The organism is Dyella jejuensis (genome assembly GCF_044904675.1).
GTDB lineage: Bacteria > Pseudomonadota > Gammaproteobacteria > Xanthomonadales > Rhodanobacteraceae > Dyella_B > Dyella_B jejuensis.
In genome coordinates, this window is the sequence record NZ_JADIKJ010000008.1 from 146,789 (window position 1) to 159,641 (window position 12,853).

Below are 12,853 nucleotides of genomic sequence, written 5' to 3' on the forward strand. Positions count from 1 at the left end.
ACAAACGGCTCTTTGAATAGGAAATCCCCTACAAGATAATGAGGCATCCAGAGGATCAGTCAGCCAGCGGTGTCCAGGGCAAGCCGTGCTGGCCGGTCTTTCCAGAGGGGAACAAGGGGGCGGCCGGCATCATTCGGCAACGCCATCCAACTCGGCTTCAATGTCACACGGGGGAAGCATGAGCACGATGCGTATGCATCGCAGGGCCATAGCCGGCTTTACGCTGATCGAGATGTTGGTGGTGTTGGTCATCATGGCCATCGTGCTGTTTTACGCCATTCCCTCCTACAAGAGCATGGTCACGCAGTACCGGATGGCCGGCGAGCTCAATGACCTGCAAACCGATGTCGAGCTGGCGCGTTCCTCGGCCGTTCGCGAAGGCGCCAACGTCACCATGTGCCCCTCGCCGGCGCCGACGGCCAGCGTGCCCACTTGCAGTGATGCCACCAACACGCAATGGAACACCGGCTGGATCATCTTTACCGACACATCAGGCACGGTCGACGAGCAGAACTACCTGCCTGCCAGTGGCGATGTCTTGCTGCGCATTCACGGTCCGCTGCAAACCGGCGACACGCTTGTTTCGTCATCCTCGGATACGAGCACGACCGTTTCTTCGCTGACCTTCAACCGCATGGGCGGCGCCATGAGTTTAGGCGGCTCGGAAAGCGCGACCGTCGATGGCTGGCTGCTGCTGAACGATGCCAACAACGACACCGCCATGGTGCGCTGCCTCGAAATCGGCCTCTCAGGAACCATCGCGGTGTACTCGCCCCAGGCCGGGAAACAAAATTCATGTCCATGACATCCCCACTTCGTATCGGATCCGGCGGTTACAGCCTGCTCGAAGTACTGGTCGCGCTGGTGATCATTTCCATAGGCGTGATCGGCATCGCCGCGATGCAGGCTGCCGCGCTGGCCGGCACGCATACTTCGCAGACCGAATCGATCGCCGCGAACGAAGCGCGCAGCCTGGCCGATGCCATGCTGGCCAATCCCGCGTTCTGGGACGGCGGCCCCGCGCCGACTTCGTCCGTCTTCGTCACTGCGGGCCCCACCATCACCGGCAGCACTGCGCTTGCTGCCAACCCCGCCTGCGCTTCAGGCAACAACTGTTCCCCTTCGGACATGGCCGCCTTTGACCTGAGGAATTGGGCCACGGAATATTTCCAGCAAGTGCCTAACGCCACAAAAGCCGCCGTCAGCTGCAACACCACTAATCCACCGGTGTGCACCATCCAGCTGATCTGGACGCAAAAGGCCACCGTCGGGACCAATGCCGGCACGCAAAGCGCTGCCACGCCGACCACGGTGACATACACGCTGGTCAATCAGTTCTGAGCGCCATGATGACGACGATACGTGCCAAACAACGCGGCCTGAGCCTGATCTCGCTGTTGATCGCGCTGACCATCGGCATATTCCTGCTCGCCGGCCTGTTCGACCTGTGGCTGCAGACGCGCAACACCTTCAATGCGCAAGGCTCGCTGGCGCAGTTGCAGGATAACGAGCGCGTAGCGCTGACCAACATGGCGACCATCGTGCAGAGCGGCGGCTTCTATCCATTGGCCGACAATTACGCGACCCTCCCGCCGAGTCCGTTGCTGACGCCGGCGAACGTGTTCACGGTATCGAACACCGCGGGCAAATTCGCCACGGCCGGGCAATATATTTACGGCACGGTCGGGACTTCGGGCGCAACCGCCAACCCCAGCGATACGCTCTATGTCCGCTTCATGGCTGGCCCCGCTTCCAATGCACTGGATTGCCTGGGTCAATCGCATGCCGACCAGACGCTGATCACGAATGTGTATTCGGTCAATTCGACGACCGCCGAACTGGACTGCCAGGTGACCGCCGTCTCCCCTGCCGGCGCAGTCACGGTTTCCAACAAGCAGCCCATCATCAATCCCATCACGACCGGCGGCGGCAACACGCAATCGGGTGTCTATCAGATGCTGATTTCATACGGCGTCGATCCGGGCAACACCGGCTCGGTCACCCAGTACATGACGGCGGCCACGGTCAACTCCAACGCTTATTGGGGTTCCGTCAGGTCGCTGAAGATACAACTGCAATTTGCCAATCCGCTAGCCAACCAGCCCGGTCAGCCCGGCACGCTTAATCCGATTACCCGCATCGTCGCAGTGACGCAGACGACGGCGGGAATCTGATTGCCTGACGACAAACTCAAAACCTATATGCCTATGAACACTCTTTCCCAAACAGCTCGTGGCAAGCAAGGTGGTTTTGTACTGATCGCCGCGCTGTTGATGCTGGTCGTGCTGACCTTCATGGCGGTCAGCCTGTACCACAATTTCACGGTGCAGGAGAACATGTCGGCCAACACCAAGGAAAAGGGCCGCGCGTTCCAGATGGCGATGAGCACGCTGCAGTACGCCGAATACCAGTTGCTGATGAGTGGCTTGAACGTGGCAGTCGCCACGTCCTGCAGTGCGCCTCCGAATCCAATTTATACCTTCACGATCTGCCCCAACGATCCATCCGGCACGCTCAATTCGCAAATCCAGCTGGCGAATGCGAATGGCAGCCATCCCATGCAGATCACCAATGGCGTGACCTATAACCCCAGCGTGGATGACGCCAGCATCCAGTTTTCCAGTTCCGGTGGCGCCGGCCTTTATTACGGGCCGCCGCAATATTTTGTGACCTACCTGGGCTATGACCCCAAATCCACTTGCCAGGCCAAGATTTTCCAGATCACCGCGCTCGGTTACGGCGGCACTTCCGGCACGGTCGCCGTAGTCCAGAGCAACTACGAACTCACACCCACCGTCTGCAACCTGGGGAATGCTTGATGAAAGCGATCCGACTCGTCACCGCAAGCACTCTCGCATTTTGCTTGGCGGTTTGCGGCGCGACACGCGCGCAGACATCCTCAACCACGACAGCGACAAATAACGTGGTGCAGGACGGTTTTACCGGCACATCCGCCAAGCTGACCTGGGCACCGTTCAATGGCGCCTGCCTTACCGCAGGCAACAACACCGGCTCGATCCCTGCGTGTGCCGGCCTGTCCTACTACGGCTCCCAGACGCAGAAGGGCCTGACCAACAATGCTGATTCGGTCAATTATGGCGCGCTACGCCTGACCAACGCCGCCGACGACGAAAACGGCGCCATCATCTCCACCTCGCCGTTCTCATCAAGCGCAGGCATCCAGGTCACCTTCACTACTTACACTTACGGTGGCGATAATTCCGGCGGCCACGGTGCGGACGGTATCGGCTTTTATCTGTTGAACGGCGCCGATGCCGCCAACGTGATTGCGGCCTCGGCCAATCCCAGCAATAGCGGCAAGACCAACCAATGGACGCTGGGTGCATGGGGCGGCAGCCTGGGTTACAGCTGTTCCAACAGCAACACGCCCTATGACGGCATGACCGATGCGTATCTCGGCCTGGGTATGGATGAATACGGCAACTTCCTCAATGCCGGCGACAACACCTACTCCGGTGCGTTGAATGCCGCCAATGCCACCGGCAGCACCGGCGTGACCACCGGTTCCGTATCTGGCCTGACCGGTAGTGGGGGCCCTGAATACCAACCCGGTCGTATCGGCCTGCGCGGCTACGGCAACATCAATCTACTGTCGCTGCAGGCGGTCAATTCGACAGCCACTTCCAGCGACGTGCTGAACACTTGCAAGAACGGCGGCACGTATACCTACAACACCGGAAAATACAACACGACGAGCACTACCACCTATAGCTATACCTATCAACAAAGCAACGGCGGCGGCGGCGGCGGTTTTGGCTTTGGTGGCGGTGGCGGTGGCGGAACTACTACCGTCACCTATTCCGGATCGCTGTATTCGAAATCGGGAAACAGCTATACCAAGGCCGGCTCTACCAGCTCGAGCAGCGATGGTTATACCGGAACGGGCCAAGCCTACGGAAAGATTTCTGGTAATAATGGCAACAGCTCCTACGTCGCCATCACCATCACGCCCAATACAGTCACCACCCAGACTCCCATTACGGCCACGGCGACCTTCCCGGACTATGCGGCCATCCCCAACGCTTACGTCAACTTGCCTTCAACCACGCCGCTGGCCAATGAAAACGCGACCAGTCGCTCCGGCGCCACACCGGTGTCGTACAAGTTGACCGTAACCGAGGATGGCATGCTCAGCCTTGCGTACAGCTGGAATGGCGGCAACTATCAACCGGTGATTACCAACCAGAGCATCCAGCAATCGAACGGCACCATGCCGGCCAGTTTCCTGTTCGGTTTCGGCGGCTCCACCGGCGGCAGCGACAATGTCCACGAAATCACCTGCTTCCAGGCCATACCCGCCACGGAAACCGCGAGTTCCGCGGGCATCAACGTGCAGCAGGGCGCACAGGTAAGTTCAGGCACCCAGGTTTACCTAGCCTACTATCACACCACCAACTGGTGGGGACAGGTCCAAGCCGTCGAATTGAACGGCAATTCGGATGGCAGCGTGTCGTTCGGCACGGTCAATTGGGATGCATCCTGTGTACTGACCGGCGGTGCTTGTACGTCGACCGGTGCATCCAACGTTGCAGTACAAGGCCCGAGTTCACGCAATCTGCTTACCTGGAGTGGCAGCGCGGGCATTACTTTCGCGTGGGCAAATCTCACCACCACCGAAAAGGCCTGGCTCAACGCCGGCGACAACCTGGGTAGCGACCGCGTTGCATATCTGCAGGGCGATCGCACCAACGAGATCAACTTCCAGGGCCAGGGCGAATTCCGCGCGCGTACCAGCGTGCTGGGCGATGTCATCGACTCCAGCCCGGTATGGGTCGGTCCGCCTTCCACCGATTATCCGGACACCTGGCAGGATCTGAGCAACTCCAAGGACAGCCTCAACGAAAACGTAAGCGGCGTGCAGGCCTATTCGAAGTTCGTAAGCACGGAAGCCACGCGCCCGAACGTCGTGTACGAAGGCGCCAACGACGGTTTCCTGCATGCTTTCTCGGCCGGCGCATACGACAAGAACGGGAACTATCTAACCAGCGGCAACAATGGCCAGGAATTGATGGCCTACATGCCACAGGCCGTGCTGCAGACCATTCATTCGGCCACGGCTTCGCTGGACTATTCGTCACAGAACTACGCGCACAACTATTTCGTGGATGCAACGCCGGGCACCGGCGACCTGTTCTATAACAGTGCCTGGCATACCTGGCTGGTCAGCGGCCTTGGCAGTGGCGGTAACGCCATCTTCGCCATCGATATCACCGACCCGTCCACCACCATAGGTACGAGCAACATCCTTGGTGAATGGTCCAATTCCAGCAACAGTCCGCTGACTTGCTCCGGCGATACAACTGCCAATCCGTGCATGAACCATTTGGGCCAGACCTTCGGTACGCCGCAGATCCGCCGCCTGCACAATGGTGAATGGGGAATCATCTTCGGCAACGGCTTCAACAACTCGGTCGGCGATGCCGGTATCTACGTGATGACCATTGCCAGCGACGGCTCCATCGACAAGACCTATTACCTGAGCACCGGTGTAGGCACGCCCTCCAACGCGCAAGGGCCCAACGGCATCGCCTATGTCACGCCGGTCGACCTCGATGGCGATCACATTACCGATTACGTCTATGCCGGCGATTACTATGGCAATGTCTGGCGTTTCGATCTCACCAGCAGTACGGCCGGCAGCTGGGGCGTGACTACGTATCCGAATACCAGCAATGGTGCGCTATTCAGTACGCCGTCAACGGCCTACTCCACGAAAGTGGGCACGAACACGGTCAAGGCCACTTCCTATCAGCCGATCACTACTCAGGTGCTCGCCCTTTCGGTGGCCCCTTCCACCGGCAACAGCTCCGCCCGCATCCTGATTGAATTCGGCACCGGCGCAGTGCAGCCGCAAAGCGTGACGTCGACCGCGGTGTACGCCGCCGGTCCGCAATCGCTGTATGGCATTTGGGATTGGATGATGGGTTCATCCGGTCCCGGCGCCAACTATGCTGGCCTCAGCAGCAGCTTGGCGCCGGGCAAAAACACGCCCATCACTACCACCACGTTGCAACTACAGACGGCCACCACGTATTCGGCTACAACCTCCGGTGGCACCACGCAATCCTTCGAAACCCTGACAGCCAACACCATCTGCTTCGTCGGCCAGAGCTGCAACAACTCCAGCGGAAAGACCGCCGCCGGCACCATGTATGGCTGGTATCTGCCGCTCACCAATGCCACCGGCGTCAGCCTTGGCGTCGACGCAACAGGCTTGCCTACGCAAACCGAACAAGTGATCTACAACCCGATCGAAGAAGTGGGCGCGTTTGTGGTTAACACTACGATTCCTTCGAACGATTCACCGCTTACCTGTACCACGGCGGACAATACCGGCTTTACCATGGCGCTCAATCCCGCCACGGGCGGCGCATTTGCGGAATCGTTCTTCCCGAATCCTGGCGCATCTTCATCTGGCACTGGCACTGGCACCGGTAGCACTGGTTCTGGTGCTTCCGGCCAGTTTGCTCTGTACCAGGGCCAGGCCATCAGCGGTTATGGATTGGGCGGCACCGGCAGCGGCAGCTTCGTGACTTACCAAGGCAAGACCAGCTATATCACGCAGGGGCAACCCCAGCCGCAGTCGACGCTAGTCAACCCGCAGGACATGGCGACTGGCAGCCGCCTGACCTGGCTCCAATTGCATTGATCGGAAAGGGCCACCATGCACACAACCAGCAACTTGCAAGTAGTCCTGGAAGAGTCGAGGAAGTCCATGTCAGACATGACGAAGCTGCGCGAATCCGTTCTGCGGCAAAAGAATCGCTGGCCGGACGCGCGCGGCTTTACGCTGATCGAGCTGATGGTCGTGGTGGCGATCATCGCCATCCTGACGGCCATTGCCTTGCCGATCTATCAGCAGCAAGTGATGAGATCGCGACGGACGGCGGCGAAATCGGCCCTGTTCGACGTGGCCAGCCGCGAGGAAAGGTATTACTCCACCACCAACAACTACGCGACAGAATTCAGCACCCTCGGCTATAGCACCGTTACCAATAACACCCTGTCAGTCCCTGGTAACGGCCAGAACTTTTACACGATACAGTTCAGCCCTGCGTCCTCCAGTTCGACCTATACCGTTCAGGCTGTGCCAGTCGCTGGCGGCCCCCAGGCCAACGATCAGTGCGGCACTTATAGCCTCACTGATCTGGGAGTGCAGACCAACCCGGGTGCTTCGCAACAATCGGGATGCTGGTGAAGCGTTGGGCCTGGATGTTCTGCAATGATCGAAAAACTCGAGGTCTACGGCGGCCGCCAGGTGATTTCGCGTAACAAGATGAAAATCGCAGGCGGCTAATCGTCACCAGTTGCCCAATAAGTACGGCCCCGTGCCCCTGGCTGTTCAAAGGGCATAGCCAGTTCCTGGCATTGCGCGGATAATCGACACCCCTCGAAACCTCGCGGCTGTGCCATGTACGTACCCGGTCAACGCTGGATCTCCACCGCCGAACCCGAACTCGGTCTCGGCACCGTGCTGCGCGTCGAAGGACGCGGGGTACAGGTGTTGTTTGCCAAATCCGGTGTGCTGCGACCCTATGCGGTGGATTCGGCGCCATTGGTGCGGGCAGAGTTCCGCGCCGGGCAGCGGGTAGCCGGCAAGGGCATAGCTTTCCTGGTGGAGCGGATCGAGGAACGCGAGGGGTTGCTGGTCTATCGCGGCGAAGGGCGCGAACTGCACGAAGGCCAGTTGGACGACGAGCAGAGCGTCAGCCAGGCGGATGACCGCTTGATCGGCGGGCGCACCGATCCTGTCCATCACTTCGAATTACGCCTTGAAGGCTTGAAGCGGCGCGCGGATGCGCGGCGTTCGCCCAGCTGGGGCCTGGGTGCCGCGCGCATCGGATTGGTCCCGCATCAGTTGCGCGTCGCAGGCATCGCAGCATCGCGCCGCCCTCCCCGCGTGCTATTGGCCGACGAGGTGGGCCTGGGTAAAACCATCGAAGCGGGCATGATCATCGCCCGGCAGATTGCCACGGGCCGCGCCTCGCGCGTGCTCGTGCTGTTGCCGGATACCTTGGTCTACCAATGGTTCGTCGAATTGCTGCGACGCTTCAACCTGAGCTTCGCCATCTACGATGAGGAACGCTGCGAGGCCGTGGAACAATCCGACGGCAGCCACAATCCGTTCGAAGATGAACAGCTGGTCATCGCCGATTTCAGCTTTCTCGAACATAACGCCAAGCGCGCGGCACAGCTGCTGGACGCGCGCTGGGACCTGCTGGTGGTGGACGAGGCGCATCATCTCGCGTGGACACCGGAAGCCGCCAGCCCGCGCTACACGCTGGTGGAGCAGCTCGCCGCGGTAACGCCCGGCACCATCCTGCTGACTGCGACACCGGAGCAACTTGGCCGCAGCGGCCACTTCGCGCGCCTGCGCCTGCTCGATCCGCAGCGTTATCACGATCTGCCCAGCTACCTGGGCGAAGCCGAGCAATTCCAGGCGCTTTCACGAATTGCCGACACCTTGCTGGCGCACGCACCGCTCGATGCGGCCCAAGCCGAGTCGTTGCGTCAGGCATTCGAAGGCGACGCCGCCCTGCAGGCATGCCTGGCCGATCCGGCCAAGCCGGAACATAGCCGCGAGTTGTTGTCGGCGCTGATAGATCGGCACGGTACCGGGCGCTCGATGTTCCGTAATCGCCGCGCCGGTATCGGCGGTTTTCCCAAGCGCGTGCCCGAGTGGGATTTGATCGATGCCGAGCGTCTGGACGACGCCGTGCGGCAAGCCTTGCTGGCCGAATTCCATGCCGATATCCAGCAACCCACGCCCGCGCTGGAGCTCGATTACGCCAACGATCCACGCATGGATACGCTGGTCGCGCTGCTCGAACGCCATCCGCATGACAAGTTCCTGTTGATCTGCCGCAGCCAGGCCAAGGTACTGGCGCTGGAAGAAGCGCTGCGCACACGCACTGGGGCAGGCATTGCCCGCTTCCACGAAGGCCTGGGCATCGTGCAACGCGATCGCAACGCGGCGTACTTTGCGCAAGCCGATGGCGCACGCCTGCTGATTTGTTCGGAAATCGGCTCGGAAGGCCGCAACTTCCAGTTCGCGCACCGCTTGGTGCTGTGGGACCTGCCGCTCGATCCCGATCTGCTCGAACAGCGCATTGGACGACTCGATCGCATCGGACAAAAACACGACATCCACATTCACATCATTGCTGCCGCCGGCAGCGCGCAACACGTGCTGGCACGCTGGTACGACGAAGGCATCGACGCATTCCGCACCAGCCCGGCCGACGGCCGCGAACTGCTGCGCCGCTTCGGCGAGACGCTGGCAAGGCTGGCCGACGAACACGCGCGCGGCAGCGACCAGCGCGACCAGGAACTGGATGTGCTGCTGGCCGAAACACGCGCCAGCCATGAGCAGATGGCCGAACTGATCCGCGCCGGCCGCGACCACCTGCTTGAACTGGCAGCCAGCCGCGACTTGCATGCCGACGAGTTGTCGCAGGCGTTCCGTCGCGAAGACGACGATCCTTCGCGCGACGCTTTCCAGCAGCGCCTGCTCGAATCATTCGGCATCCATGCCGATGAACTCGGCGGCAAAGTATGGTTGCTCGATCCGCAATACCTTTCCACCGACGCGCTGCCCGGCTTCAGCGAAGGACCGCTCTCGGTTACGTTCGAGCGCGAAGTGGCGCTCGCACGCGAAGATTTGCCGCTGCTGCGGCTGGATCATCCCATCATCCAGGGCGCACTCGACCTTGCGTTGTCCAGCGAGCGCGGCAACGCCGCCTTCATGGTGGACGATGCGCTTGCGCCACGCAGCGCGCTGTTGCAGGCGGTGTATGTACTCGAATGCGTGGCCGAACGCAGCCTGGACGTAGAACGTTTTCTGCCGACGCAACCGATCGTTGCCACCATCGATACCAAATTGGCGGAACGCCCCGGCTTCCAGCCTAGCGAAGCGGCCCTGCGCAAAGCGAGTGAGCGCAACATCGAGGTACCACGCTATCGCAAGTTTCTCGCCAAGCTGGTACCGCCGATGCTGGAAAAAGCCGAGGCCGCCGCCGCTTTGCGTGCGCAAGGCAGCATGGCCGCCGCAGTAAACGAAGCCAGGGATGCTATCGATGCCGAACTGTCGCGCCTGCGTGCGCTGCGCGCAGTCAATCCGTCGATCAGTGAAACGGAGATCGCTGGCGTCGAACAGGAACGCGCGGACCTGCTTGCCGTGTTGCCGCAGGCACGCCTGCGCCTGGACGCGGTGCGCTTCGTGGTGAGTCCGGATTTCCTGGCATTGCGCTGATGGCGCGTTCTGGACCGAGTGTGGCGTCGTATCTCACGACGCCACGGTCGCAGGCCGTGTAGCGAGCCACATCCACGCCGCCATCAGGCGGCGTTTGCGTCAGCAGCCACGATACTCATTTTCCGTCCGACGCCGAACGCCTTATAGGCAATGCTCAACAACACCATCCACGCCACGCCGACGTATAGCGCCACGCGCGTATCCGGACTGTAGCCGAGCATCACCAGCACGAACATCAGGAAGGCCAGGCATACCGCGCTGGTCAGCGGCCAGCCGCGCAACGGAAAGGCGGTCTTGCCATGCTGGCGCCGGAAACTGAAATGCGCAATCAGCACCATCGACCATGTCCAAACCGTATTGAACGACAGGATCGACATCATCATTTCGAAGATGCGCTCGGGCAGCAGGTAGTTCAGTACCACGCCGACAATCAGGCATGCCAGCGACACCAGCACGCCACGGATCGGCACGCCATGCGCGCTCACCTTGGCCAGCGCGGCCGGCGCCTGCCCCTTGTTGGCAAGGCTGTAGAGCATGCGGCTGCCGCTGAAGGTAGTGCTGTTGAATCCGGACAATGCCGCCGTGATAACCACGAAATTGATCAATCCGGCAGCCTGGGAAATACCCAGTTTCGCGAACGTGGTGACGAACGGACTGCCCTGCGTTCCCAGCTGGTTCCAGGGGTAGATGGCCATGATCACGAACAGCGCGCCGACATAGAAGATCAGGATGCGCCACAGCACCGAATTCACTGCGCGCGGAATGGTGCGCTCCGGCTGCGCGGCTTCGCCCGCCGCCATGCCGATGGTTTCGATGCCGCCGAAGGCGAACACCACCACGGGCAACGCGAGCACCATGCCGGTGAAGCCATGGGGAAACCAGCCACCGTGATGCCATAGATTGCCCAGGCCCACCGCGTGGCCGCCGTTACCCCAGCCGAGCCAGATCATGCCGGCGCCACCCAGGATCATCAGCACCACGGTCACCACTTTGATCATGGTGAACCAGAATTCCATTTCGCCGTAGACCTTCACCGCCATCAGGTTCAGGCCGCCGATCATCACCACGCTGCCGAACACCCATATCCACTGCGGCAGCTCGGGATACCACTGCTTCATATAGATGCCGACGCCCGTGCTCTCGGCCATGCCCACGCCTACCATCAGCAGCCAGTAGTTCCAGCCGGTCACGTAGCCGGCGAAAGGGCCGAGGTAGCGATGCGCATAGCTGCTGAACGAGCCGGCGACGGGGTCGTGCACCGCCATTTCGCCCAGTGCGCGCATGATGATGTAGATCATGATGCCGCCGAACAGATAAGCGAACAGAACCGACGGGCCGGCCAGGTTGATGGCGCTGGCCGAACCCAGGAACAGGCCGGTACCGATGGCCATGCCCAGCGCCATGAAGGTGATGTGGCGCGGCGTGAGCCGGCGCTGCAGGTGTTGCGTCATGGATGTGGCCTGTTGGTAAAGGAGTTCAGCGCATCAGGCGGCGCTTTGGTTTGACCGGGAATGTGCCGCGCCAGTACTGGATCATCAGGAAGCCGCCCAGCATACCGCCAAGATGGGCGAAGTGCGCCACGTCCGCCTGTCGCCCGGTCACGCCCAGCACCAGTTCCACCGCGCCATAGCCGAGCACGAACAGCCATGCCGGAATGGGAATCGGCAGGAAGATCAGCATCAGCTTCTCTTGCGGGTAAAGCATGCCAAATGCCAGCAGTAATCCAAAGATGGCGCCCGATGCGCCCAGCGTAGGCTCGAAGCCATGCGTGAAGTACTTCACCACCAACAATTGCGCCAGCGCAGCCGTCAGCAGGCACACGAAGTAGTACAGCGTGAAGTTGCGCGAGCCGAATGTCCGCTCGATCGCCCCGCCGAACATGTACAACGCGAACATGTTGAAGAAGATATGCATGTAGCCGCCATGCATGAAGGCGTAGGTAACCAGTTGCCAGGGACGGAAGCCGATCGATACCACGCTGCCGTCCGCGGCCTGCGCCAGCTGGTCAGGCCCCCACGGCCATAGCGCGAAATGCGCCAGCAGCACATCGCCCATGACCTGTTGCAACAGGAACACCACGAAATTGGCGATAAGCAGGTTGCGGGTAACGGGCGGCAGGCGGGTAGGCATGGAAGATCTCGCGAAACGAGGCGCTAGTATCGCGACCGCTCAGTAAAAAAGGCCACCCCTGGGGGCAATGCCGCTCAGTTAAGCAAAGGCCCTGCGGGGCCTTTGCTGTTTTGTAGAGTATGAGTCTGTTGATAGAGCGGCACGCGATGCCGAAGGCAGACCGATGCTACTGGAAGCCTACCTGCAAGATACCCATGAGCTGGCCACGCCAGACCAGTGGAAGGTCGTGCGCGATAGCCTGCCGCAGACGTGGGTGGAGGAAGCCCTGCAGGCGACGGGTGTGGCGACGCTGCGAAAACGTCGATTGCCAATGGAGCAAGCGGTGTGGCTAGTGTTGGGGATCGCCCTGTTGCGCGATCGCTCGATCCTGCATGTGGCCGATGCGCTGGAGATAGCGTTGCCAGGAGAAGGCATCAGCTCCAGTGCATTAAGCCAGGCGCGTCAACGCTT

The 12,853-nt window shown here is 60.8% G+C and carries 10 protein-coding genes; 8 read left to right on the plus strand and 2 right to left on the minus strand.

The window, feature by feature from the left end:
• Window positions 1–178: 178 nt before the first annotated feature.
• From ISP15_RS08735 to rapA, 7 genes are all read left to right on the plus strand, one after another.
• Window positions 179–805, plus strand: coding sequence for a GspH/FimT family pseudopilin (locus ISP15_RS08735; RefSeq protein WP_404546873.1), 627 nt, complete (start codon window positions 179–181; stop codon window positions 803–805).
• Window positions 796–1,341, plus strand: coding sequence for a type IV pilus modification protein PilV (gene pilV, locus ISP15_RS08740; RefSeq protein WP_404546874.1), 546 nt, complete (start codon window positions 796–798; stop codon window positions 1,339–1,341). The genes ISP15_RS08735 and pilV overlap by 10 nt, the downstream gene beginning before the upstream one ends.
• Window positions 1,342–1,349: 8 nt before the next feature.
• Entirely contained in the window at window positions 1,350–2,174 is an 825-nt protein-coding gene (locus ISP15_RS08745; RefSeq protein WP_404546875.1) for a PilW family protein, read from the plus strand.
• A gap of 33 nt (window positions 2,175–2,207) precedes the next feature.
• On the plus strand, window positions 2,208–2,819 hold the full coding sequence (locus ISP15_RS08750) for a pilus assembly PilX family protein (protein ID WP_404546876.1): 612 nt from the start codon (window positions 2,208–2,210) through the stop codon (window positions 2,817–2,819).
• 104 nt (window positions 2,820–2,923) lie between these two features.
• Complete coding sequence (locus tag ISP15_RS08755; RefSeq protein ID WP_404546877.1) at window positions 2,924–6,670, plus strand: PilC/PilY family type IV pilus protein; 3,747 nt, start codon at window positions 2,924–2,926, stop codon at window positions 6,668–6,670.
• A 75-nt stretch (window positions 6,671–6,745) separates the two neighbouring features.
• The gene (locus tag ISP15_RS08760; protein ID WP_404546878.1) at window positions 6,746–7,219 is read left to right on the plus strand and encodes a type IV pilin protein; all 474 of its coding nucleotides are present in this window, start codon (window positions 6,746–6,748) and stop codon (window positions 7,217–7,219) included.
• 213 nt (window positions 7,220–7,432) lie between these two features.
• Window positions 7,433–10,273 (plus strand): RNA polymerase-associated protein RapA, encoded by a 2,841-nt coding sequence (rapA, locus tag ISP15_RS08765; RefSeq protein ID WP_404546879.1) that lies wholly within the window; start codon window positions 7,433–7,435, stop codon window positions 10,271–10,273.
• Window positions 10,274–10,356: 83 nt separating this feature from the next.
• On the opposite strand, the gene ISP15_RS08770 is transcribed toward rapA, so the two are convergent.
• Together ISP15_RS08770 and ISP15_RS08775 are read right to left on the minus strand one after the other, a co-directional pair.
• On the minus strand, window positions 10,357–11,724 hold the full coding sequence (locus ISP15_RS08770; RefSeq protein ID WP_404546880.1) for an amino acid permease: 1,368 nt from the start codon (window positions 11,722–11,724) through the stop codon (window positions 10,357–10,359).
• A gap of 25 nt (window positions 11,725–11,749) precedes the next feature.
• Window positions 11,750–12,403, minus strand: a complete 654-nt coding sequence (locus tag ISP15_RS08775; RefSeq protein ID WP_404546881.1) for a rhomboid family intramembrane serine protease — start codon at window positions 12,401–12,403, stop codon at window positions 11,750–11,752.
• 163 nt (window positions 12,404–12,566) lie between these two features.
• Here ISP15_RS08775 and ISP15_RS08780 point away from each other — a divergent pair.
• A partial coding sequence (locus ISP15_RS08780) for a transposase domain-containing protein (protein ID WP_404546882.1) occupies window positions 12,567–12,853 on the plus strand: 287 nt, incomplete at its 3' end.